At 63.8% G+C, this 22122-nt stretch carries 23 protein-coding genes; 10 read left to right on the top strand and 13 right to left on the bottom strand.

Features of this window, described 5'->3' with window-relative positions; all coding sequences use genetic code 11:
• Nucleotide 1: 1 nt before the first annotated feature.
• Nucleotides 2-604, top strand: coding sequence for a class I SAM-dependent methyltransferase (locus tag YUO_RS0108935; RefSeq protein WP_028346929.1), 603 nt, complete (start codon nt 2-4; stop codon nt 602-604).
• A 258-nt stretch (nt 605-862) separates the two neighbouring features.
• Here YUO_RS0108935 and YUO_RS0108930 read toward each other — a convergent pair whose 3' ends face one another.
• Entirely contained in the window at nt 863-1219 is a 357-nt protein-coding gene (locus YUO_RS0108930; protein WP_028346928.1) for a DUF1236 domain-containing protein, read from the bottom strand.
• Nucleotides 1220-1461: 242 nt separating this feature from the next.
• Here YUO_RS0108930 and YUO_RS44655 point away from each other — a divergent pair, with 242 nt between their 5' ends.
• From YUO_RS44655 to YUO_RS0108890, 7 genes are all read left to right on the top strand, one after another.
• Nucleotides 1462-1617, top strand: coding sequence for a DUF3096 domain-containing protein (locus YUO_RS44655; RefSeq protein WP_082637306.1), 156 nt, complete (start codon nt 1462-1464; stop codon nt 1615-1617).
• Between the two features lie 91 nt (nt 1618-1708).
• A complete protein-coding gene (ppdK, locus tag YUO_RS0108920; RefSeq protein WP_028346927.1) occupies nt 1709-4579 on the top strand; it encodes a pyruvate, phosphate dikinase in 2871 nt (956 codons plus the stop codon).
• Between the two features lie 466 nt (nt 4580-5045).
• The gene (locus YUO_RS0108910; RefSeq protein WP_028346926.1) at nt 5046-6473 is read left to right on the top strand and encodes a cell wall hydrolase; all 1428 of its coding nucleotides are present in this window, start codon (nt 5046-5048) and stop codon (nt 6471-6473) included.
• Nucleotides 6474-6829: 356 nt separating this feature from the next.
• The gene (locus YUO_RS0108905; RefSeq protein ID WP_028346925.1) at nt 6830-8080 is read left to right on the top strand and encodes an MFS transporter; all 1251 of its coding nucleotides are present in this window, start codon (nt 6830-6832) and stop codon (nt 8078-8080) included.
• A 43-nt stretch (nt 8081-8123) separates the two neighbouring features.
• A complete protein-coding gene (gene acuI / locus YUO_RS0108900; protein WP_028346924.1) occupies nt 8124-9110 on the top strand; it encodes an acrylyl-CoA reductase (NADPH) in 987 nt (328 codons plus the stop codon).
• 110 nt (nt 9111-9220) lie between these two features.
• Nucleotides 9221-9838 carry a hypothetical protein gene (locus YUO_RS0108895; RefSeq protein ID WP_028346923.1) on the top strand — a complete coding sequence of 206 codons (618 nt, stop codon included), beginning with the start codon at nt 9221-9223 and terminating at the stop codon, nt 9836-9838.
• A 203-nt stretch (nt 9839-10041) separates the two neighbouring features.
• On the top strand, nt 10042-10275 hold the full coding sequence (locus YUO_RS0108890) for a DUF6894 family protein (protein WP_028346922.1): 234 nt from the start codon (nt 10042-10044) through the stop codon (nt 10273-10275).
• 109 nt (nt 10276-10384) lie between these two features.
• Here YUO_RS0108890 and YUO_RS0108885 read toward each other — a convergent pair whose 3' ends face one another.
• From YUO_RS0108885 to ygfZ, 5 genes are all read right to left on the bottom strand, one after another.
• On the bottom strand, nt 10385-13081 hold the full coding sequence (locus YUO_RS0108885; RefSeq protein WP_028346921.1) for a DUF2339 domain-containing protein: 2697 nt from the start codon (nt 13079-13081) through the stop codon (nt 10385-10387).
• Between the two features lie 136 nt (nt 13082-13217).
• A complete protein-coding gene (locus tag YUO_RS0108880; RefSeq protein WP_028346920.1) occupies nt 13218-13724 on the bottom strand; it encodes a tyrosine phosphatase family protein in 507 nt (168 codons plus the stop codon).
• 126 nt (nt 13725-13850) lie between these two features.
• Complete coding sequence (locus YUO_RS0108875) at nt 13851-14462, bottom strand: YfbR-like 5'-deoxynucleotidase (RefSeq protein WP_028346919.1); 612 nt, start codon at nt 14460-14462, stop codon at nt 13851-13853.
• Entirely contained in the window at nt 14459-15085 is a 627-nt protein-coding gene (locus YUO_RS0108870) for a DNA-3-methyladenine glycosylase I (protein ID WP_028346918.1), read from the bottom strand. Before YUO_RS0108870 ends, YUO_RS0108875 begins: the two co-directional genes overlap by 4 nt.
• Nucleotides 15082-15963 carry a CAF17-like 4Fe-4S cluster assembly/insertion protein YgfZ gene (gene ygfZ / locus YUO_RS0108865; RefSeq protein WP_028346917.1) on the bottom strand — a complete coding sequence of 294 codons (882 nt, stop codon included), beginning with the start codon at nt 15961-15963 and terminating at the stop codon, nt 15082-15084. The genes YUO_RS0108870 and ygfZ overlap by 4 nt, the downstream gene beginning before the upstream one ends.
• Nucleotides 15964-16113: 150 nt before the next feature.
• Between ygfZ and YUO_RS0108860 the strand changes: the two genes are divergently transcribed.
• Nucleotides 16114-17448, top strand: a complete 1335-nt coding sequence (locus YUO_RS0108860) for a dihydroorotase (RefSeq protein ID WP_028346916.1) — start codon at nt 16114-16116, stop codon at nt 17446-17448.
• Between the two features lie 160 nt (nt 17449-17608).
• Here the strand turns inward: YUO_RS0108860 and YUO_RS0108855 are convergent, their stop codons facing one another.
• The 5 genes from YUO_RS0108855 to YUO_RS0108835 all read right to left on the bottom strand — a co-directional run bounded on the left by YUO_RS0108855 (nt 17609) and on the right by YUO_RS0108835 (nt 20134).
• A complete protein-coding gene (locus YUO_RS0108855; RefSeq protein ID WP_028346915.1) occupies nt 17609-17875 on the bottom strand; it encodes a hypothetical protein in 267 nt (88 codons plus the stop codon).
• A 153-nt stretch (nt 17876-18028) separates the two neighbouring features.
• A complete protein-coding gene (locus YUO_RS0108850; RefSeq protein WP_028346914.1) occupies nt 18029-18664 on the bottom strand; it encodes an HAD family hydrolase in 636 nt (211 codons plus the stop codon).
• Nucleotides 18665-18668: 4 nt separating this feature from the next.
• Nucleotides 18669-19046, bottom strand: a complete 378-nt coding sequence (locus tag YUO_RS0108845) for a TIGR02301 family protein (protein WP_028346913.1) — start codon at nt 19044-19046, stop codon at nt 18669-18671.
• Nucleotides 19047-19109: 63 nt separating this feature from the next.
• Nucleotides 19110-19529, bottom strand: coding sequence for an NUDIX hydrolase (locus YUO_RS0108840; protein ID WP_028346912.1), 420 nt, complete (start codon nt 19527-19529; stop codon nt 19110-19112).
• Nucleotides 19530-19621: 92 nt separating this feature from the next.
• Nucleotides 19622-20134 carry a hypothetical protein gene (locus YUO_RS0108835; protein WP_028346911.1) on the bottom strand — a complete coding sequence of 171 codons (513 nt, stop codon included), beginning with the start codon at nt 20132-20134 and terminating at the stop codon, nt 19622-19624.
• 62 nt (nt 20135-20196) lie between these two features.
• Between YUO_RS0108835 and YUO_RS0108830 the strand changes: the two genes are divergently transcribed.
• On the top strand, nt 20197-20967 hold the full coding sequence (locus YUO_RS0108830; RefSeq protein ID WP_028346910.1) for an SOS response-associated peptidase: 771 nt from the start codon (nt 20197-20199) through the stop codon (nt 20965-20967).
• A 115-nt stretch (nt 20968-21082) separates the two neighbouring features.
• Here YUO_RS0108830 and YUO_RS0108825 read toward each other — a convergent pair whose 3' ends face one another.
• Together YUO_RS0108825 and YUO_RS0108820 are read right to left on the bottom strand one after the other, a co-directional pair.
• Nucleotides 21083-21664: an NUDIX hydrolase gene (locus YUO_RS0108825; protein WP_028346909.1), complete on the bottom strand. Its 582-nt coding sequence runs from the start codon at nt 21662-21664 to the stop codon at nt 21083-21085.
• A 13-nt stretch (nt 21665-21677) separates the two neighbouring features.
• Nucleotides 21678-22115, bottom strand: a complete 438-nt coding sequence (locus tag YUO_RS0108820) for a GNAT family acetyltransferase (RefSeq protein ID WP_028346908.1) — start codon at nt 22113-22115, stop codon at nt 21678-21680.
• Nucleotides 22116-22122 lie beyond the last annotated feature (7 nt).

The following is a 22122-nucleotide window of genomic DNA, read 5'->3' as shown; positions in this document are numbered from 1 at the left end:
CATGGATCCTCAGACGCTTGCCGCTTATGACCAGGATGCGGCGGCGTTCGCGAAGGACTGGCTCGGTCAGCCGGCGCCCGTCGACCTGCAGGAGGTCGTCGAGCGATTTTTCGTGCGCGGCGGCAATTCGGCCGATATCGGCTGCGGCTGCGGCCGCGAGGTCGCCTGGCTTCATACCCACGGCTTTTCGGCGGTGGGCTTCGATGCCTCCGAGGGCCTGCTCAACGAAGCGCGCCGGCGCTATCCGTCGTGCAAGTTCGCGCACGCCGAATTGCCCGATCTGCGCGGCATCGGTACGTTCGATAACGTGCTGTGCGAAACCGTGATCATGCATCTCGACCGCAAGGAGATTGCGGCATCGGTCCGCCGCCTGCTCGATATCGTCAAGCCCAGCGGCATTCTCTATCTGAGCTGGCGCGTCACCGAAGGCGCCGATCAGCGCGACGCGCAGGGACGGCTTTACGCCGCGTTCGATCCGGCGGTCGTGCAGGCGGAGCTGAAGGCCGCGACCGTATTGCTCGACGAAGAGATCGTCAGCGCCTCATCGGGAAAGAAGATTCACCGGCTGGTGGTGAAGAAGCCTGGATTGGAAATTCGCGAGTAGCTGTAGGGTGGGCAAAGCCAACGGGTCGCGCAAACGCGCGCCCGATGACAGGCTCCGCGTGCCTACCACTCACACCGACGATCCGGATAGATGGTGGGCACGGCGCAAGAGCGCCTTTGCCCACCCTACCGACCTGCACCGCGTTCGCACAAAAAAGACCCCGCCCGGAGGGGACGCCGGGCGGGGCTTCTTGTCCGGTCGTATCTCGCGCACATCCGCTTGCGCGGCGCCCGGACCAATCGTTCAGGCTACTGAAGGTCAATCGACCACCTGAACGATGCGACGCGAACGCGGTTCGACCAATATCGTCTGGCCATTCACCACGGTGTAGCGATAGGGCGTCACCCCGAACGATTGCGGCACGTCGTAGTAGGTCACGCCGGTTTCCGGCAGCACGGCGCCAACCGTCACGCGCTCGGAGATCGTGTAATTCGGCACGCGTTCACGCACGATGTATTCGCGGAAGGCGGGACGCACGTCGGGCGCGATGCCTTCATGTTCACCGATGACGACCGTGCTGCCGCCGCCTGTGCCGATCGTGGTCTGCGCCTGAGCTGCGATCGGGACCGCCATCGCGCCCGTGATCGCCGCAATGGCAATTAGTCTGTTCCGCATGGTCAACTCCTTCGCGAGAAGAGGTGCCGGCTTTCGCCAGCACACGCAATGCGGGCCAATTCATCCCGTACGGCATTGTTCCGGAAAAAGCGCGGTCTCATCCGCGGCATTTCTGGGGAATTGTTGCGGAGGCTGGAACCCATTGAAGCGGTTGAGCGTCTTGCTATTCCCGAACCGCGCCAGCGGTTAAGTTGCCGCCCTCGATTCGATTTCTTCCCACCCCCGATCATCCGGAGATTTCAATGACCATCACCGCCACGCATGTTCCTGCGATCGTTGCTCTGCTCGCCGGGATTTTCATCCTGATCATGCCGCGGCTGCTCAACTACATCGTCGCGATCTACCTGATCTTCGTTGGCCTAGTGGGTCTCGGCGTGCTCAAGATGTTCAAGTTCTAGCACTGGAAAGCGGGGTTTCGCGGCTTGCGCGGAACCCCTCAAAATGGTGTAAGGCGCGCAATCTTCTCCCCTTTTCGGATAGTTGGAATCCATGGCCAAAGCCGTCGCGAAGTCCAAGAAGGCTGCAGTGAAATCTGTAGCGAAATCAAAGCCATCGGCCCGGCCGAAGGCCACGCCGCAGGCCTCGGCCCGCAAAGCGCTGAAGAAGGCCCCGGGCAAGCCGGTCGCCAAGGTCGCGGCCAAGAAGGCTGCCGTCCGCAAGCCTGCCGCCGAGGCGGTAAAATCCGGCAAGTGGGTCTATACCTTCGGGGACGGCAAGGCCGAGGGCAAAGCGGGCCTGCGCGAACTGCTCGGTGGCAAGGGCGCCAACCTCGCCGAGATGGCCAATCTGGGCCTGCCGGTGCCTCCGGGCTTCACCATTCCGACCTCGGTCTGCACCTATTTCTACGCGCATGACAAAACTTATCCGCCCGCGCTGAAGGCGCAGGTCGAGAAGGCGCTTGAGTATGTCGGCAAGCTGACCGGCAAGGCATTCGGCGACTCGAAGAATCCGCTGCTGGTGTCGGTTCGCTCCGGCGGCCGCGCCTCGATGCCGGGCATGATGGACACCGTGCTCAATCTTGGCCTCAACGACAAGACGGTCGAAGCGCTCGCCGAGCTCTCTGGCGATCGCCGCTTTGCCTATGACAGCTATCGCCGCTTCATCACGATGTATTCGGACGTGGTGCTCGGCTTTGAGCATCATCACTTCGAGGACATCCTCGACACCTTCAAGGACAGCCAGGGCTACATGCTCGACACTGATCTGACCGGCGACGACTGGGTCGAGCTGGTCGGCAAGTACAAGGAAGCCGTGGCGCGCGAGACCGGCAGGGATTTTCCGCAGGATCCGCACGAGCAATTGTGGGGCGCGATCGGCGCGGTGTTCTCATCCTGGATGAATACACGCGCGGTGACCTACCGCCGCCTGCACGACATCCCGGAATCCTGGGGCACCGCGGTCAACGTGCAGGCCATGGTGTTCGGCAACATGGGCGAAACGTCCGCGACCGGTGTTGCATTCACGCGCAATCCCTCGACCGGCGAGAGCAAGCTGTACGGCGAATTCCTGATCAACGCGCAGGGTGAGGACGTGGTGGCGGGCATCCGCACGCCGCAGGACATCACCGAGGAAGCGCGCCAGGAATCCGGTTCCGACAAGCCGTCGATGGAAAGCGCGATGCCGGAGGCCTTCAAGGAACTGACGCGGTTCTACACGCTGCTCGAAAAGCACTATCGCGACATGCAGGACATGGAGTTCACGGTCGAGCAGGGCAAGTTGTGGATGCTGCAGACCCGCGGCGGCAAGCGCACCGCGAAGGCTGCGCTGCGCATCGCGGTCGAGCTCGCCAATGAAGGCCTGATCTCGAAGAAGGACGCGGTGATGCGGATCGATCCGGCTTCGCTGGATCAATTGCTGCATCCGACCATCGATCCCCAGGCCAAGCGCGACGTCATCGCGACCGGCCTGCCGGCCTCGCCCGGCGCCGCATCCGGCGAGATCGTGTTCTCGTCCGACGAGGCCGCGAAACTTCAGGCCGATGGCCGCAGCGTCATTCTGGTGCGCGTCGAGACCAGTCCGGAAGACATTCACGGCATGCACGCCGCCGAAGGCATTTTGACCACCCGCGGCGGCATGACTTCGCACGCCGCGGTGGTCGCGCGCGGCATGGGCAAGCCCTGCGTCTCCGGCTGCGGCGCCATTCGCGTCGACTATGGCCGCGGCACGATGAGCGTCGGCTCGCGCACCTTCAAGACCGGCGACGTCATCACCATCGATGGCTCGCTCGGCCAGGTGCTGGCCGGCAAGATGCCGATGATCGAGCCGAAACTATCGGGCGAGTTCGGCACGCTGATGGGCTGGGCCGATGACGTCCGCAAGCTCGGCGTTCGCGTCAACGCCGACACGCCCGAAGATGCGCGCACCGCGATAAAATTCGGCGGCGAGGGCATCGGGCTGTGCCGCACCGAGCACATGTTCTTCGAGGAAACCCGCATCCGCACCGTGCGCGAGATGATCCTTTCCGAGGACGAACAGTCGCGTCGCGCGGCGCTGTCAAAGCTGTTGCCGATGCAGCGCGCCGATTTCGTCGAGCTGTTCGAGATCATGAAGGGCCTGCCCGTCACGATCCGCCTGCTCGATCCGCCGCTGCATGAATTCCTGCCGCACACCCAGGCCGAGATCGAGGAAGTCGCGCGCGCGATGAACACCGATCCGCGCAAGCTCGCCGATCGCGCCCGCGATCTCGCCGAGTTCAACCCGATGCTGGGCTTCCGCGGCTGCCGTCTTGCGATCGCCTATCCTGAGATCGCCGAAATGCAGGCGCGCGCGATCTTCGAAGCCGCGGTCGAAGCCGAGAAGCGCACCGGCGAGGCCGTCGGTCTCGAGGTAATGGTGCCGCTGATCGCGACCAAGGCCGAGTTCGACCTGGTCAAGGCGCGGATCGACGCCACCGCGCAGTCGGTGATGAAGGAGACCGGCAAGAAGCTCGCTTATCAAGTTGGTACGATGATCGAGCTGCCGCGTGCGTGCCTGCTGGCCGGCGATGTCGCGCAGACCGCGGAGTTCTTCTCGTTCGGCACCAACGACCTGACCCAGACTACCTACGGCATCAGCCGCGACGACGCGGCGAGTTTCCTCGGCACTTATGTCAGCAAGGGAATTCTGGAGATCGATCCGTTCATCTCGGTCGATCGCGATGGCGTAGGCGAACTGGTGAAGATCGGCGTCACCCGTGGTCGCAAGACACGGCCCAATTTGAAGGTCGGCATTTGCGGCGAGCATGGCGGCGATCCCGCCTCGGTGGCGTTCTGCCACGAGATCGGGCTCGACTACGTTTCGTGCTCTCCCTACCGCGTGCCGATCGCACGGCTTGCCGCCGCGCAGGCCGCGCTCGGCAAGAAGGTTGAGAGCCAGGCGTAAGCCTGCTTCAGGACGCCATACAACGATGACGTGATGCCCGGGCTTGGCCCCGGGCATTTGCTTTTAGCGAGCTGTGCCAGGCCGTCATTGCGAGGAGCGCAAGCGACGAAGCAATCCATCCATCCGTTATGCCGCGCTATGGATTGCTTCGCTTCGCTCGCAATGACGTGGAGGGAACTCGCTCAAGGTCCTCAACATCGCCTTGCTCTCTGCGACGACGGGTTCCCGCACTCACACAGCGAAGAATTTCTTCATCATCTTCGTTGACGGGATGTTTACCACTTTCATCGCGGGCCTGTTTACCAACACTTCTCATGCCATCCGCAAAATTCGCGCGATGTCTTGCGTGTAGCACGCACGCCACGCCGATTAACTCCCCGGCAACCTAAATTCGATACCAACAAAAAAGGTCGAATTGCACGGATGTACTGACATTCGATCGTGTAAGCGTTGCGTGAGCGTATCGATGTTTGTGTTGCGTAACCAGCCGAAGGGCGCGCGGTTCGCGTCCTTCGGTCTCGGTCTCTGCGTCTTCGCTTTGATGCCGACCGAGATCGGATATCAGGATATCGCCTCGCTGCTGGCGCGCCAGCCGGGCGTCGCCGAGCGCTGGCAAAAGCGCGTATTCTCGACCGCCGGCATCCAGGTCGCGACGTTCTCCTTCGGCCGCCCGATCGGAACCTCGTCGCCGCAGACCGCGACTTACCGTCTCGCGAGCCTCGACACTCAGGGCATCGACATCACGGGTTCGGTGACGCGCAATCCGCTGGTCGCTCCACCGCCACGCTATCACGCTGCCGATTTCCCCAAGGTCGACCGCACATTGAAGGGTGACCGTCTTATCATCGCGCCGCCGTCGCCGGCAGTGGAAACCACGGGTCCTGCCGATCGAGCGCCTGCGATCGAGGATCCCGCGACATCAAATGCATCGGTCAAGGGCGCCAAGACCGCCGAGACGCCGCCGTCCGTCGAGCGCGCGCCGCTCGATCCCGAGCTGCAGGCCGCGCTGAACGCGCCGCCACTGGATATGTCGCTGTCGCTTGAGAGCAAGCCGCAGGACGATCTCAAGGTCGCGCCGCAAGCGGCTCCGCCACCGCGCGATGGTTTCTCCTTCAAGACTTCGAGCTTGTTCTTTGGCTCCTCGCTCGGCTCGCCCGAAAGCATCGAACGCTGGCAGCCCGGCGAAGAGCCCGTCATCGTGATGCCACCAGCGCATCCGGATCCCGACATGAAGGTGATGGCCTCGCTGCCGGTCGATGCCGATGGTCCGGTGCGGGCCGGCGAGATGGGTGAGAGTGTCGCGCCAAAGGGCGAGGTCAACGCCGACAACCAGCGCGCCAAGACGCCGGCCGAACGTCTCGGCCTGTTCGACGAGAAGTCGCGCGCCAAGTCGGAAAAGTGCCTGGCTGAAGCGATCTACTTCGAGGCCCGCGGCGAAGCGGTGCGAGGCCAGATCGCTGTGGCGCAGGTGGTTTTGAACCGCGCCTTCTCCGGCAAATATCCCGAAACCGTGTGCGGCGTAGTCTACCAGAACAAGCATCGCCATCTGGCGTGCCAGTTCACCTTCGCCTGCGATAACAACAAGGACGTCATTCGCGAGCCCGACATGTGGGAGCGGGCGAAGAAGATCGCGAAGGCAATGCTCGACGGCCAGCTCTGGCTGCCGGAAGTCGACAAGTCGACGCACTACCACGCCTATTGGGTGCGGCCGTCCTGGGTCAATGAAATGAAGAAGATGCACAAGTTCGGGGTGCACACCTTCTACCGGCCACGCGCCTGGGGCAATGGCAGCGACGCGCCGAGCTGGGGCACGCCTGCCGAGACCGCGGCGATCTCCGCCAAGCTCGCGGAAGCCGCGCAAAGCTCGGCCGAGCAGTCGAGCGCGAAGCGGTAACAGCCGTCGTCCATGCGGAGCGCAGGACGACTGAATAGAGGCGAGAACACCTCAACTTGTCGCCCCTGCGAAAGCAGGGTCCCATAACCACCGGCTTTCGTTGTGTGACAAGGTGTCTGCTCCCGCGCTTCCTCGATAGATCACGCGGTATGGGTCCCTGCGTTCGCAGGGACGACATCTCTGCCAGGTGCCCGCTCAATAGATTGCACTCATTGCCCTCGACAATTTTGCAGAGCTGCTCTGCAGCGGAAAATTTTTCTCTCCCTCCCTCTTGGGGTTTTCATGCACCTGCATTAACTCACCGTAATGTTTCGCTCGGGGCCGTCCCGGGCGCCGATTGGTCCAGGGGGAAGCAAATGGCTGTAACGACCGACCTTCGACCATCCTCCGGCCTCGGCACCTGGCGCACGCCGCTGGTGATCATGATCTGCGGCTGCATGATTGCGCTGCTGAGTTTTGGGCCGCGCTCGAGCCTCGGCTTTTTTGTTCAACCGATGAGCGCTGAATTTGCCTGGGGCCGCGACGTGTTCGGGCTTGCGCTGGCGCTGCAGAACCTGCTGTGGGGGCTGGGCCAGCCGATCGCAGGCGCCATCGCCGATCGCTTCGGCATCATGCGCGTCATTGTCGTCGGCGCGCTCCTTTATGCCGCCGGTCTTCTATTGATGCGCTATTCGTCGACGCCGCTGTCGCTCAGTCTCAGCGCCGGTGTCTTGATCGGCTTCGGCTTGTCAGGCTCGTCGTTCAACCTGGTGCTGTCAGCGTTCAGCAAGCTGTTGCCGCCGGAACGGCGCGGTTTCGCGCTCGGCGCCGGCACGGCTGCCGGTTCGTTCGGCCAGTTCCTGTTCGCTCCCTTCGGCGTGGCCGTTATCGATCAGTTCGGCTGGCAAGCAGCGCTCATTGTATTTGCGGCATTGATGCTTCTTATCGTGCCGCTGGCGCTGGCGCTGGCAACGCCGCCGGCAGCAACAACGGCCGATGCGCCGCCCGCCGAGCAGCAATCCTTCAAGACTGCGCTCGCGGAAGCGTTCGGTCATCGCTCCTACGTGCTGCTGGTGCTCGGCTTCTTCACTTGCGGCTTCCAGCTCGCCTTCATCACCGTACATCTGCCGGCCTATCTCGTCGATCGCGGCATTCCCGCATCCACCGGCGGCTGGGTGATTGCGGCGATCGGCCTGTTCAACATCATTGGCTCGCTCAGCGTCGGCTGGGTACAGAACTATTTTCCGAAGCGCTATATCTTGTCGCTGATCTATTTCACGCGGGCGCTGTCGATCATCGCCTTCATCTCGTTTCCGATCACGACCTTCTCGGCGATCGCGTTCGGCGCCATCAGCGGCCTGACCTGGCTCTCGACGGTGCCGCCGACCTCGGCGCTGGTGGCGCTGATGTTCGGCACAAAGTGGTTCGCCACGCTGTACGGCTTTGCCTTTGTCAGCCATCAGGTCGGCGGCTTTCTCGGCGTCTGGCTCGGCGGCATCGTGTTCGAGCAGTTCGGCTCCTACACCCCGATCTGGTGGCTCTCGATCCTGTTCGGCGTGCTGTCGGCGCTGATCAACCTGCCGATTGTCGAGCGGCCGGTCGCGCGCCCGGTTGCACAACCCGCCTGATGCGGTAAACACTCCCGATACAGAAAAGTCCGGGGAGTTTGCCGTGGGTACGTTCAAGGCCATCAGGATCGACAAGGCCGATAAAGGCACCACCGCCGCGCTGACGCAGTTCGACGAAGCCGAGCTGATGGAGGGCGACGTCACCGTCGCCGTCGAGTGGTCGACGTTGAACTACAAGGATGGTCTGGCCGTCACCGGCAAGGCTCCCGTCGTGCGGCGTTTCCCGATGATCGCCGGCATCGACTTCGCAGGCACCGTCGAACAATCCTCGCATCCGGCGTGGAAGGCCGGCGACAAGGTCGTCTGCAACGGCTGGGGCATGGGCGAAACTCATCTTGGCGCCTATGCCGAAAAAGCGCGCGTCAAGGGCGACTGGCTGGTGCGGCTGCCCGATGGCATCTCGACGCGTGAGGCGATGGCGATCGGCACTGCCGGCTACACCGCGATGCTGTCGGTGCTGGCGCTGGAGAAACACGGACTGACGCCGAAGAGCGGTCCCATCGTGGTGACCGGCGCCGCCGGCGGCGTCGGCTCAGTCGCGTCAGCCGTGCTCTCGAAACTCGGCTATCACGTCATCGCGTCCACCGGGCGGATGTCGGAGGCCGACTACCTGAAGGGCCTCGGGGCCGCCGAGGTGATCGATCGCGCCGAGCTCGCAGGTCCCGCCAAGCCGCTGGCGAAAGAGCGCTGGGCGGGTGGCGTCGACAGCGTCGGATCGACCACGCTCGCCAACCTGCTGTCGATGACCAAATATGGCGGAGCCATCGCCGCCTGCGGCCTTGCCGCCGGTATGGATCTGCCGTCGTCGGTCGCGCCGTTTATTTTGCGCGGAGTGTGCCTTCTCGGCATCGACTCGGTGATGTGCCCGATCGAGCTGCGAAGGGTCGCCTGGAACCGCCTTGCCAGCGATTTGGACAAGGGCAAACTAGCTGATATTACTCATGAAATCGGTTTGGACCAGGTGATCGGCGCGGGCGCCGAAATCCTCGCAGGGAAGGTCCGCGGTCGAATCGTGGTAAAAATCCCCTAACGGTGTTCAGACTTTACCAACCAACCTGCTCCAATGTTGCCACGGTGGTTGGTATGGTAAGCAGCGGGTAAAGGCGGGCGCCCGCGCTCTTGTTAAGTTGGAGTAGCTGCATGCTTGCGCGTTTGGTTCTGGGGGCCGTCACGGCCAGTGTGATGATCGTTCCTGCGCTGGCCGGGATGATGAATGCCGACGAGGCGCGCAGGTTCGTGAGCGGCAAGGTTTTCGCCTTTACTTGCTTTGACGGCACCCGCGGCGCCGGGCGCATCCTTGACGATCTCGGCGCAGCCGGCTCCGTCCAATTCAGCGGCTCGGGCCCGATCCGTCATGTGCGCCTGCCCGGCAACACGCTGCAGATTCGCGGCCAAGCCGTCTGCGCTTCGATCAAGGGGCTGCCGTTCGAGCCGTGCTTCAATCTCGACAAGCGTGATGATCGCTCGTTCCGCGGCTCGGTCTCGGGCATGGGCTTTGCCTATTGCGATTTCCGCCATCAGGGCGCCTCGCAGATGCTGATGGCGCGCTCTGTGGCGCGCCCGCGCTCGCTGCATCGTCGGGAGGATCCGTCGCGTGCGTCGGCCGATGCGCGGGCCGAAGTAACGGCGCGTGCCGAGACGCCTGCGGTCGAGAGCGCCAAACTCGAGCCGGTGAAATCCGAGCCGAAGGCGGAACAGGCGAAGCCCGAACCCGCGAAGGTCGAGAGCGCCCCGGAGCTGCGCCGCTCGACCGATTGATCGCGGCAACGGCACCTGTGGCGGGCGGCAAACAAGCCGCCTCTGAGGCCATCGCGCAGCCTGTGAATCACCTGCCATCCCACCGTCTTGGCGAACGCCAACCCGTAGTCATACGGGCTGGCGCATTCATGTCCTGGTAGCGAATCTGGTTCCAAGTGACCGGCAGAGAAGGCCGGGAGGCGGCCCAACACATGAGATCAATCATGCCGCTGTATTTTTTTCGGATCAGCCACGGTCGCTACGCAGGCGCGTCCGATCAGGGATCCGAATTCGAAAGCCGCGAAGCCGCCTGGGCCGAGATGACCAAGGTCTGCGGCAACCTGCTAGGCAGCCTTTCACGCAGCCTGAAGCAGAACGCCGAATGGCAGATGGAGCTTTTGGACGAAGCCAAAAAGCCCGTGTTCAGGATTCGCCTCGTCGCCGAATCCGTCGGTTAGAGGATCATCCTCTAGAGCCCGGTTCTGATTGAATCAGAACCGGGCTCTAGATTTTTGTTTTGACGCGTTTTCTTGACGCGAACCGGTATCCACTTCGCTTGAAAACGCTCTAGCTTCCCGTCGGCGCGGCTGCCGCTTGCCGGCGGAACAGGATCCGCTGGTACAGCCACCCGATCGCCACCAGCACCAGGCCGAGGCACATGAAGGACAGCGCGCGATAGACGCCGGTCAGTGCTGACATGTCGATCAGGAATGCTTTCAGGATCGTCAGTCCGATGACCACCGCGGACGCCAGCCGCGCGCGCTGCGAGTTGAAAAGAATACCGATGCCGAGCAAGACGACGCCGAAGGCGAGATATGCGATCGAGTAGGTATATTGCTCGGCGCCGCTGGTCGGTCCGGCCGCAATCGCCGGACCGTGATAGATCCGCCTGATCTCGAACGTCACATAGGCAAGCGCGAGAACGAGCGCTGCCGCCGCGATCGTGTTGGCATAGGCGACCGGCCGCCGACCCGCGACGGCATAGGACAACAGCAGCGCGAGCACCGCGGGCAGGGCGTAGCCGAGCAGCAAAAGGTTGATGACAACGCCGCCGACGTCGATCCATTGCAGCATCGGGTTTTCCAACAGCAACAGCCCGAACACGGTCGCGAGGCCGGCAAACGCAGTGAGCAGGATCGCGCCGGCATTGTGAATGACGCTGCCGGTGCGGATGCGCAGCCGCTCCAGCCCGATCGCCATCGCCAGCGTAACGCAGACCTGCAACGCGACTTCGGTGAGGTCGGCGCTCGCGTGGTAGACGTCGCCATTGTTGACGGCATGGCGGATTTCCATGAACGCCAGCAGCACCGTGAACAGGATCGCCGCCGATTCCACCGTGCGCAGTGGCGCGTCGTCGCCGCCGCGGCGCAGGAAGATGCTGCCGGCCCAGAATGAGACGGCAGGAATGCCATAGCCCCACAACAGCCAGTTGAAGATCGGCGTGGTGCCGACGGCCTGGCCGACGATGCGCGGCTCGTAGCCGATGCGCAGCACGACGATGCCGGCGAGGATGGCCGCGAGGGTGCGCAGGAACGGAATCGGCCGCTGCGTGGATATCCAGGCGGTGCCTGCCGACATCAGCGCCAGGGCGATCGTCAGCCAGCCTTTTTCCAGCGCAAAGGTCAGCGCCAGAGCCAGCGCTGCGAGGGTGCCGGTCGCAAACAGCGCGATCGAGGCCTGTAGTCCCGGACGATCCTCGCGCTTGCTGAGTATCTCGGTCGCAGCGGCATAGGCCGCGGCGAGCACTACCGCGAGAATCGCAAACGGAATCGAGCGGTCGAGATGCGCGATGCGGGCGTAGAGTGCGACCAGCAGCGCCAGCGGCGTGAACACCGCCGCGGCCGACCAGATCACCGGTATCACCGGCCCCGCGAAGCGGCCCTGCGCGAAAAATCCCGCCACGCCAAAGCCCGCCGCGAAGATCGTGGCCGAGATCAGATGTAGCGATACGGATCCGTCCGTGGCGCTCGGCCCGATGCCTTGCAGCGGCCCGCCGGGGAGCACCAGCATGTCGGGATTGGCGCGAATGGCCCATTCGGCGAACACGACGAAGACCAACGCAGCAGCGGCGCCGACGGCCCCCGCGGCGGCATCGCTGCGCCAGGCAACCGCGATGCTGCCGGCCACCAGCAGCCCGAAGACGATCATCGCGGCGTCGGCATGAAAGCTGTTCAGCACGATCAAGGTCGCGCCGAGCAGATAGGCCGCGAGCGAGCCGGACGAGATCGGCTCAACCTGGCCTTCGTCCGCGGGCGGGCCGAACATGAAGCCGCACACCACGAGTAGCGCGGCGAGAATGAAACCGGCGAGCACGTGGAGCGCATGCGGGCCGACCATCGACGGGCCGCATTGCAGGCAGGGGAACGTCCATAGCAGCGCGAACACAATCGTGGTGACCGCGAGCCAGCGCCACAGCCTGACGCGCGCCAGACCGAAGGCCGCCGCAGTGACGATCGCGAGATAGATGTAGAGCGCCCAGAAGTCCGGCTTGTCGGACGAGACCAGGACGGGCGTCACAAAGGCGCCGACGACGCCGAGGCCAGCGAGTGCCGGCCCATGCAGGAGCGCCGCGGCCAGCGTGCCGAGCGCCACCAGCCCAAGCAGGATGAACGCGGTTGCCGGCACCAGGAAGCCGTAGAGCGCATAGGCGACATAGACTGTGGCAAACGTTACTGCCGTTCCGGCGGCGGTGAGGATGGCAGGAATGTTGGCGATCGGCAGCGCTGCGATGGAAGACACGCTCTCCTTCCGGCGCGTCCATTCGCCTGCAGCAAGCAGCGCCAGGGCGAACAGGCCGCCCAGCGCCGTCCGGATTTCGTTGCTGAGCAGGTCCGCTTCGATCGAATAGCGCACCATGAAGAATCCGCCGAGCGCCAGCGTCAGGCCGCCGATCCACACCACCCAGCGCGTGCCGACGGTTTCCTCGAAACCGCGATCGGCCGGCGGCAATGGAGGCGGCGGCGGCGCTCCGCCAGCGGCTTGCCCAGTCGCCTCAGGGCTGGCAGCGGACGCGCTGGATTCCGCCTCGGGAACGATCGGTGGAGGCGTCGGTGTGGCCCCGCTCGGAGCTGGCGGCAGGCTTTGCTCGAAGGCTTCGAATGGCGTGAGGGGCGGAGGCACGGCTGCAGCGTCGGCCGCCGGCGTGGCCTGCATCGCCTCCAGGCGCTGACGTAACTCCGCCACCTCATTCATGGCCTTCCGCGCCAAGATCAGGGCGACGATCGCGATCGCAAGCGAAAAGAAAACGAAGGTGTCGTCGAACATCGGGCCTCCAGCGGGCGTCAGAGCGTTAACCGGCCACGTCCGCAGCCCGGTTGCAATCCTGTGTGTGCTTTTGTCCGCTAAAAGTTCACGCCGGTCCGGGCGTCATTTGGCGCATCCGTGTCCTGGACGCGGCGCGTCATTCCAGATCTAGTCGGAATGGCCGGCCTTCGACCATCATGCTGCCGGGGCCCATTTCGTCCAGCGCGCGCAACATTCGCCCCTCGCGACCCAGCGCCTTGTCGGCGAGGCTGACGATCAACCGGTTCGGCGACGCGATCGGGGAGCGGGCGCGAATTTGCCGGGCGATCTCGATCTCGGCGCGCTGCGGATTGAGGGCGCAGGCGGCGGCAAACGCGCTCGCCGTCGAGCGGCTGATGCCGGCATAGCAATGCACCACCATCGGCGCGCTGCGGTCCCAGCTTCGAACGAAATTCAGCACTCTTTCGATGTGATGATCCGCCGGCGCGACAAAGCCGTCCATCTCCTCGATGATGTCGTCCATCGAGATTTTCAGATGGTTGGCCTCGAGCACCGAGGCCGGGCGCTGCACCTGATCGACATTGGCCATCACGGTAAGAATGTGGCTGGCGCCGGTCGCCCTGACGGTGTCGGGAAGTGCGGCAAGCGAGCAGACGTGAAGCATGGCGTTCCCTGGGTAATCTTTGGTCAGCAATATAACCGGTGCCGTAGGGTGGGCAAAGGCGCTCTTGCGCCGTGCCCACCATCTTGGTTCCGGGGGCGATAATGGTGGGCAACGCGACGGCCCCATTCAACCAAGTAGCAGCTTGAATCGCGCCAAAAACTGCTTCTCGGCCCGGGCCGCGGTCCACGGCGTCAGGTAGTCCCGCACGGTGGCCTCGGGCAGGCCGGGGTCCCTGCCGAACAGGCGCTTCGCTTCACTTACCGAAAATCCCGCCAGATGGGTGGCTTCGAGATAGGCCGCACCGCGGTCGGCCGCTTTGATGGCTCTCGTGATTTCATCGGCGAGAGTTGGCGGTAGCCCGAAGCGAATATGGATCGCGGCCAGCAGGCGCTTCTCCACCACCTTGTAGTCGCCGCCGAGCACTGCCTTGAACGGCGAGATCATGTCGCCGATGACATATTCCGGTGCGTCGTGCAGCATCGCCGCGAGGCGGAAGCGGGCGTCGACGCGCGGCATCTGCTCACGCATCACGGCTTCGACCAATAGCGTGTGCTGCGCCACCGAGAAGATGTGCGCGCCGCTGGTTTGCCCGTTCCAGCGCGCCACGCGCGCCAGGCCATGGGCAATGTCGGCGATTTCGATATCGAGTGGGGAGGGATCGAGCAGATCGAGCCGCCGCCCCGACAGCATCCGCTGCCAGGCGCGCGTGGCGACGATGGACGATCTTCGCGCCGTCATTTGGCCTTGAGGCGGGGCTTGCGCAGTTTGCCGCTACAGGCCTCGTGGCAGAAGCACGTGACGAGATGGTCGTTGACCATGCCGGTAGCCTGCATGAAGGCGTAGACGATGGTCGGGCCGACGAATTTGAAGCCGCGCGCGCCGAGTTCCTTTGATATCTTGACCGAGATCGGCGTCGAGGCCGGTACGCTGGCCGTGGTCTTGAACTGGTTGACGATGGGCTTGCCATCGACAAAGTCCCACATGAACTTGGAGAAGCCCGCGCCTTCTTCCATGATCTTCAAATAGGCCTTGGCGCTGTTGACGGCGCCTTCGATCTTGGCGCGGTTTCGCACGATGCCGGCATCGTTCATCAGCGCGTGGATTTTCTTGGCGTTGTAGCGCGCGATCTTTTCCGGCTGGAAATCGTCGAATGCTTTGCGAAAATTTTCGCGCTTGCGCAGGATCGTGATCCAGGACAGTCCAGCCTGGAAGCCATCGAGGATCAGCTTTTCGTACAGCGCCCGGTCGTCATAGTCAGGCACACCCCATTCCGTGTCGTGATAGGCCATGTAGAACGGGTCTTCGCCGGGCCACGGGCACCGCGTCTTGCCGTCAGCGTGCAGTCGCGCAGATTTGCTCATGCGACGGTCTGCTTCGGTGGGATGCGAACGTCGTTCGGATCGGTCAGCCGGATCGCAAGGCCGCCGGCGGTCAGCGAAAGTCCTGCATCGAGCGCATCCGCAACGCGGTCGATCCGGACCAGTGCGAGGCCGTGGCCGCCGGCGGTCGATCCCATGGTGCCGACCTGCTTGTCGCCACCGAGAACGGCGACGCCGGTTTCCGGCGAAAAGTCTTCGAGCGTGACCCGCACGATCCGCGTGCGCGCGGTGCCGCGGTGCTGCATGCGCGACACCACTTCCTGGCCGACATAGCAGCCCTTGTCGAAATCGACGCCGTGCAGGCGGTCCATGTTGGTCTCGTGCGGGAATGCATCGCTGTACATGAAGTCGAGCCCGCCGCGCGGCACGCCCAAGGCGATGCGATGCGCCTCGTAGGCCTCGTTGTCGACGAGGTCGGCGCCGATCAACACGGCCACCTTTTGCTTGAGATCTTCCGGGACAAGAATGCGCCAGCCGAGAGCTTCATGCCGCGGATCGGCAAAGGCCAGATCAGGCTTCGTCGAAGGCTCGCCGTCCCAGGCCGCCAGCACGCCCATGCTGTCGGAGATGTTCTCCACCGCGACCTTGGCGCGCAGCTTGTAGAAGCCGAGCTTGTCAGCGAGGTTCTGCGCTAGCACGCGGGGCGCATCGATCAGGAAGCCGCCGCCGTGACCTGCAGCGGCTTCGGTAATGAGGAAGTCCGCCGTGATTTTTCCCTGCGGCGTCAGCAGCGCGCCGAACCGGCCAAGACCGGGCTGCAGCGGCGTGACATCTGTGGTGACGAGGCCGTTTAGGAAGTTGCGGGCATCCTCGCCGCTGACCTTGACCACGCCCCGGTCCGGAAGAAACGCTGCTTTCATTAGGTAAAACGGCCTCTTTTGCAGTGCGGTTTGCAGTGAGCTTTCAAGTTCCTGGGAAAACGCAGGAGCCGGATATCACATGAGAACGTAAGGCGCTAAGGTGCTGTCAACAAGGCCCTAAAGCGAACGCCAGAGGACCATGAAGCAGCGATGAATCAGCGATTTGATACCATTCTAAAATCCGGCACCGTGGTCAATCAGGACGGCGAGGGCATCTGCGACATCGGCATCTCCAATGGCCGGATCGCTGCGATCGGAGGGCTCGGACAGGCCTCCGCCGGCGAGACCATTGACTGCAAAGGCCTGCACATCCTGCCCGGCGTGATGGACACGCAGGTGCATTTCCGCGAGCCGGGGCTGACGCACAAGGAAGACCTCGAGACCGGCTCGCGCAGCGCCGTAATGGGCGGCGTTACCGCGGTGTTCGAGATGCCGAACACCAATCCGCTCACGGTCACCGAGGAGACGTTCACCGCCAAGATCAACGCCGGCCGTCATCGCATGCATTGCGACTTTGCCTTCTTCATCGGCGGCACCCGCGAGAACGTGAACCATCTGCCGGAGCTGGAACGCGCGGAAGGCTGTGCCGGCGTAAAGGTGTTCATCGGCTCCTCCACCGGCGCGTTACTGGTCGAGGATGACGAGAGCCTGCGGCGCATCTTCCAGGTAATCCGCCGCCGCGCTGCCTTTCACGCCGAGGACGAATATCGCCTCAACGACCGCAAGTCGCTCCGCATCGAGGGCGACCCGCGCTCGCATCCGGTATGGCGCGACGAGACTGCAGCGCTAATGGCAACCCAGCGGCTGGTCAACCTTGCGCGCGAGACCGGCAAGCGCATCCACGTGCTGCACATCTCGACCAAGCAGGAGATCGAATATCTGCGCGACCACAAGGATGTCGCGTCCTGCGAGGCGACGCCGCATCATCTCACCATGGCCGCACCGGAATGCTACGAGCGGCTCGGCACGCTCGCCCAGATGAACCCGCCGGTGCGCTCGGCCGATCACCGCGAGGGAATCTGGTATGGCATCGAGCAGGGTATCATCGACGTGCTCGGCTCCGACCACGCGCCGCATACGCTGGAGGAAAAGGCGAAGACCTATCCTGCTTCACCCTCCGGCATGACCGGCGTGCAGACGCTGGTGCCTTTGATGCTTGATCACGTCAACGCGGGCCGGCTATCGCTACAGCGTTTCGTCGATCTCACCAGCGCAGGTCCTGCGCGACTGTACAACATCGCCTGCAAAGGCCGCATTGCGGCGGGCTACGACGCCGACTTCACCATCGTCGATCTCAAGCGGTCTGAGACCATCACCAACAAATGGGTGGCCTCGCGCGCCGGCTGGACGCCCTATGACGGCGTCCGCGTCACCGGCTGGCCGGTCGGCACGTTCGTGCGTGGCAGGCGCGTGATGTGGCAAGGCGAGGTAACGACGCCGTCCACCGGCGAACCGGTGCGGTTCCTGGAGACATTGAGGGCGTAAGGACTTCTGCCGTCGAGCGATGGCGGGGCGCCGCCTCAACTACAGTCGTCGTCACCCGCGAAAGCGGGTGATCCAGTACGCCGCGGCTTCTCGGTTGATCACAAATGTCTCTGGAATACTGGGTCGCCCGGTCAAGCCGGGCGATGACAGTAGTGCAAGATCACTGCTTCGCCAGCGTCAGCGAAAACTCGCCGTTGCGCACGCGGGCCGAAAGACCTTCGGCGAATCTCGCCACCGCGTCCTCGCCATAGGTCGAGACCAGTTCGGCGAGCGCCGTGAACAGGCTCGCCTGCGCCAGGCAGTCGCCGTCGACGCCATCATGCCGCGCTTCGGCCCAGGCCTCGCTCAGATAGCTCAAGGCAGTCTGCTTCTGTTCGAGGTCGGGAAGCGGGTCGTGGGTGGTCGAGAAGGAGACTGGGCGGCTCATGAAGCTCAACGAAATCTGCGCGCGAACCAGGGCGGATCGCATCCTAACGCGACAAGCTGTAGCACGCGGTGTGGGCCCGCCTAGGCCACATCTTTAGGAAAGGTTAACAGCGGTGCCGATATTTCGGGCGGCGGTTCCACGAGGTTCCCAACGTCAAGAAATGCAGCCGAGGATCGCTCCCGGTGTGGCGCAGACATGATGGGCGCCGGCCTCGATCAGCTCGGCCCGGCTGCCATAGCCGTACAACACGCCGATGCCCTTCATGCCGTTGTTCTTTGCGCCGAGCATGTCGTGGCTGCGATCGCCGATCATCAGGGTTTTGGACGGATCGACGGCGACTTCCTTCAGCGCGTATTCCAGCAGATGCGACTTGTCGGCGCGGGTGCCGTCGAGCTCGGCGCCAAACACGCGCTCGAAGTGCTTGCGCAGGCCGAAATGGTCAATGATGCGTTCGGCGAACACGTGCGCCTTGCTGGTCGCGACGAACAGCCGGTGACCGGACGCGCGCAGTGCCGTCAGCACCTCGTCGATGCCGTCGTACACGCCGTTTTCGTAGAGGCCGATGTCGGAAAATCGCTCGCGGTAGAGCGTCACCGCGCGGTCCGCGGAGTGATCGCCGAGCAACTTCACAAAGCTTGAGCGCAGTGGCGGGCCGATGCACCAGGTCAGTTCGTCCTCGGTCGGGATGGTGGGATGATCGAGCCTTTGCAGCGCATACTGGATCGATCGGGTGATGCCGGGCTTGGGATCCGTCAGCGTTCCGTCGAGGTCGAAATAGATCGCTTCCATGGCCTTAGTTCGCATAGCGCGCGGTGAGGTCGCGCGAGATTTTGGAGCCTTCCTCGATATATCTGCGGATCGCGACCGAGGCCGCCGGCGTGCAGGTCCGGTAGGTCTGCTGAAAGCCGTTATAGCCGCGGTTGAAGCCGGCTATCATGCGGGCGCGGCGGTCGCCGGAGGGGGTTTCGGCGTCGATCAGCGCCTGCATTTCGTTCCGCCATTTCGCCCCTTCATTGGCGCCGCAAATGCCCCGGAGGTAATGCAGGGTGCCGAGAATCTCGGCCAGCCGCTGCAGGTCGCCGTCGAATGGCGCAGCCGCGTCTTGGGCGCGTGCGGGGGCCAAATGGCATGCCGAAACGAGAATGAGGGCGGCGAGGGCGTGCTTGAACATTTGAGGGCCGATATGCCCCCTCAATACGCCCGAGGCAAGGCGTGAGGCACCGGTAGGGACGACCTAGACCAGCTTCCGGGCGGCCTCGATGACCTCCAGGAGGCCGCCGGTCACTTTGAGATCGCCGAGCGCATCCGGCGCCAGCCATCTGAAATCGTCGTGCTCGTCGTTCAGAACCGGCTCCCTGGCCGTCCAGCGCGCCGCGAACGTCATGATCAGGTAATGCCCGCCGCCAGAGGCCCCCGGCAGCACCTCGCGCCAGCCGGCCAGGCCCAGAATCTCGATTCGCAAGCCGGTTTCCTCGTCCACTTCGCGGTGGAGCGCGGTATGCAGGGATTCGCCGAATTCGACCCGGCCGCCGGGGAGCGAGTAAAAGCCCTTGCCCGGCGAGCGGGCGCGGCGGACCAAGAGGACCTTGCCGTCGCGGAAGATCGCGCCGCTGACGGCAAGCTGGGGGCGGTCCGGCTGAATGGGGGAGGTCAAGGGGTGATCCGGTAGCCAAGGAACTCGCTGCGCAAACGATCATGCCCGATCAGGCTGCGCAGGTCTAATGTGGTGGGCCGGGGACGAGGCGGCTAGTTCGACATCGCCGCTTCGAAGTCGGTCTCGGCATTGCCGTTGATGACGCCGCCTGCCAGCGCCACCAGCGGCTTGACCCAGGCGGTGGCCTGCTCGGCCAGCGTGGCGCGGGTTTTGTCCTGCTGGGCCTCGCGCATCGCCTTGCCCACCGCGGTCAGGATCGACGTCATGGTCGCCGTGAGCTTGTCGAAATCGGCACGGACCTTCGGGTCGGCGCATTCATAGGCTTCGATCGCGAGGTCGCGGGCCTTGAAGTTGGAGGCCCAGAAATGCTCGGCGTAGGACAGCGGCGTCCAGGTGAGAAAATCCTCGGCGCATTCCGGCATGTCCGGAACCATTTCGAGCAGCATGATGGCTTCGTTGAAATGATTCAGATAGTCGGTGGCGAGCCCGGTGCGGGGATTGATGTTGGCGGCGCGCAATTGCTCCGCGCGAGCCTCGTCTATGCGGCCCGTCGGTGGCGGCATCGGCGGATCGGATCGCACTTCTGTGGCAGCCGTGGAGGTCATCCATCGCACTGTTAACATCTGGGGTTAACACCCATTAAACGGAAGCTTATGTTGGTTAGATAATGTGCGGACGCTTCGTCATCACCTCGCCGCCGGAGGCGCTCCGGCAAATTTTCGGCTATATCGAGCAGCCTAATTTCCCGCCGCGGTATAATATCGCGCCGACTCAACCGATTCCGGTGGTGATTCTGGAAAATGGCGGCCGCCATTTCCGGCTGATGCGCTGGGGCCTGGTGCCGTCCTGGGTCAAAGATCCCCGTAAATTTACGCTCCTGATCAACGCGCGCTCGGAGACGGTGCTCGATAAGCCCGCGTTCAAAAACGCCATCAAGCGGCGCCGCTGCCTGATCCCGGCGGACGGCTACTACGAATGGCAGGACGCTGGCGCCCGCAAGCGGCCGTTCTTCATCCATCGCCGCGACGGCCGTCCCGTTGGCTTTGCTGCGCTCGCGGAGACCTGGATGGGGCCGAATGGCGAGGAGACCGACGGCGTTGCCATCGTCACTGCACCGGCCAGCCGCGATCTCGCCACGCTGCATCACCGCGTGCCCGTGACGATCGCGCCTGACGAATTCGAGCGCTGGCTCGATGGCCGCATCCACGACGCAGAGGATGTCATGCCGCTGCTGCGCGGGCCTGTTGAGGGCGAGTTCGCCTGGCACGAGATTTCCACGCGCGTCAATCGCGTGGTCAATGACGATGCGCAACTGCTGTTGCCGATCACGGACGAGCAGCGCGCAGCGGAGGAGGAGCCGAAGCCTGCGAAGCGAGCGGCGCCGCGCAAGGTGGCTTCGGCGGTGCCGGAGGATGACGGGCAGGGCTCGTTGTTTTGAGCGTCATGCAATCTCGTCGTCTCTGGTAGGGTGGGCAGAGCGAAGCGTGCCCACCATTTCCACCACGAAATTCTGCTCGCAATGGTGGGCACGCTGCGCTTTGCCCACCCTACAGTCAGCGAAAAATATGCAGCGCCGCGTACTGCAGCAGCATGATCGTCTTGGCATCCGCAATGCGGCCATCCGAAATCATGGCCAGCGCGGAATCGATCGGCAATTCCAGCACCTCGATGTCCTCGCCTTCGTCGGCCAATCCGCCGCCGTCGCCGACCCGCATCGCGGCTTCGTATTCGGCGACGAAGAAGTGCAGCTTCTCCGTGACCGAGCCCGGGCTCATGAAGGCCTCGAACACCTTGCGCACATCGTGCAGTCGATAGCCGATTTCCTCTTCCGCCTCCGCACGAATCCGATTCTCGGGAGTCTCGTCGTCGAGCATGCCGGCGGCGGCCTCGATCATGAAATCGTCGTGACCGGCACGATAGGGCGGCAGGCGGAACTGCCGCGTCAGCACGACGGTGCGGCTTGTGACATTGTACGCCAACAGCGCGGCGGCGTGGCCGCGGTCGAAAACCTCCCGCTTCATCGTCTGCCATTCGCCGTTGCCGCGTCGATAGTCGAACTCGACTTCCTCCAACCGATAGTGCCGGTCGGAGAGCACGCGGACGTTCTTGACGCGGACACGATCTGCGAGGCTCATGGCAATCCTCAGCTCACCGCGGCGGCTCGCGGCCGTCGAGCCATTTGGCGAAGAACAGGATCTGTTGTTCGCCGAATCCGATCGACTGGTAGAACGCAGCGACATCAGAATTTTCCGGCCGCACCAGCAATTGCAGTTTCGGAATTCCGGCTGCGCGCAGCCAGTCCTCGGCCGCGTTCATGATGGCGCGGCCATAGCCTTGCGTGCGGCGATCGGGATCGGTGGCGACATAATAGACCCAGCCGCGATGCCCGTCATGGCCGACCATCGCGGTCGCCACGATCGCGCCACCGTCGCGGCCGATCAGCACTGTGGAGTGCGGTCCACGGCGAGCGAGCGCGATATCGCTGGCGGGATCGTTCCAGGGCCGTGTCAGGCCGCAGGCCTGCCACAGCGCGATCACGGTCGCGACATCGGCATCCACGATGTCGGTGATGGCGAGCGCAGGCACGGGCTTC

The sequence above is a fragment of the Bradyrhizobium murdochi genome, assembly GCF_000472965.1.
Lineage (GTDB): Bacteria > Pseudomonadota > Alphaproteobacteria > Rhizobiales > Xanthobacteraceae > Bradyrhizobium > Bradyrhizobium murdochi.
This window is presented reverse-complemented; position numbering and strand designations above follow the sequence as displayed.

Excerpts from the sequence above, each read along its gene's own strand:
- YUO_RS0108895 (WP_028346923.1), top strand. The coding sequence starts at position 9,221 with ATGCTTGCGCGTTTGGTTCTGGGGGCCGTCACGGCCAGTGTGATGATC.
- YUO_RS0108825 (WP_028346909.1), bottom strand. The coding sequence starts at position 21,664 with ATGAGCCTCGCAGATCGTGTCCGCGTCAAGAACGTCCGCGTGCTCTCC.
- YUO_RS0108905 (WP_028346925.1), top strand. The coding sequence starts at position 6,830 with ATGGCTGTAACGACCGACCTTCGACCATCCTCCGGCCTCGGCACCTGG.
- YUO_RS0108835 (WP_028346911.1), bottom strand. The coding sequence starts at position 20,134 with ATGACCTCCACGGCTGCCACAGAAGTGCGATCCGATCCGCCGATGCCG.
- YUO_RS0108850 (WP_028346914.1), bottom strand. The coding sequence starts at position 18,664 with ATGGAAGCGATCTATTTCGACCTCGACGGAACGCTGACGGATCCCAAG.
- YUO_RS0108880 (WP_028346920.1), bottom strand. The coding sequence starts at position 13,724 with ATGCTTCACGTCTGCTCGCTTGCCGCACTTCCCGACACCGTCAGGGCG.
- YUO_RS0108860 (WP_028346916.1), top strand. The coding sequence starts at position 16,114 with ATGAATCAGCGATTTGATACCATTCTAAAATCCGGCACCGTGGTCAAT.
- YUO_RS0108935 (WP_028346929.1), top strand. The coding sequence starts at position 2 with ATGGATCCTCAGACGCTTGCCGCTTATGACCAGGATGCGGCGGCGTTC.
- ppdK (WP_028346927.1), top strand. The coding sequence starts at position 1,709 with ATGGCCAAAGCCGTCGCGAAGTCCAAGAAGGCTGCAGTGAAATCTGTA.
- YUO_RS0108885 (WP_028346921.1), bottom strand. The coding sequence starts at position 13,081 with ATGTTCGACGACACCTTCGTTTTCTTTTCGCTTGCGATCGCGATCGTC.
- YUO_RS0108910 (WP_028346926.1), top strand. The coding sequence starts at position 5,046 with ATGTTTGTGTTGCGTAACCAGCCGAAGGGCGCGCGGTTCGCGTCCTTC.
- YUO_RS44655 (WP_082637306.1), top strand. The coding sequence starts at position 1,462 with ATGACCATCACCGCCACGCATGTTCCTGCGATCGTTGCTCTGCTCGCC.
- YUO_RS0108870 (WP_028346918.1), bottom strand. The coding sequence starts at position 15,085 with ATGAGCAAATCTGCGCGACTGCACGCTGACGGCAAGACGCGGTGCCCG.
- YUO_RS0108875 (WP_028346919.1), bottom strand. The coding sequence starts at position 14,462 with ATGACGGCGCGAAGATCGTCCATCGTCGCCACGCGCGCCTGGCAGCGG.
- ygfZ (WP_028346917.1), bottom strand. The coding sequence starts at position 15,963 with ATGAAAGCAGCGTTTCTTCCGGACCGGGGCGTGGTCAAGGTCAGCGGC.
- YUO_RS0108855 (WP_028346915.1), bottom strand. The coding sequence starts at position 17,875 with ATGAGCCGCCCAGTCTCCTTCTCGACCACCCACGACCCGCTTCCCGAC.
- YUO_RS0108930 (WP_028346928.1), bottom strand. The coding sequence starts at position 1,219 with ATGCGGAACAGACTAATTGCCATTGCGGCGATCACGGGCGCGATGGCG.
- YUO_RS0108830 (WP_028346910.1), top strand. The coding sequence starts at position 20,197 with ATGTGCGGACGCTTCGTCATCACCTCGCCGCCGGAGGCGCTCCGGCAA.
- YUO_RS0108890 (WP_028346922.1), top strand. The coding sequence starts at position 10,042 with ATGCCGCTGTATTTTTTTCGGATCAGCCACGGTCGCTACGCAGGCGCG.
- YUO_RS0108845 (WP_028346913.1), bottom strand. The coding sequence starts at position 19,046 with ATGTTCAAGCACGCCCTCGCCGCCCTCATTCTCGTTTCGGCATGCCAT.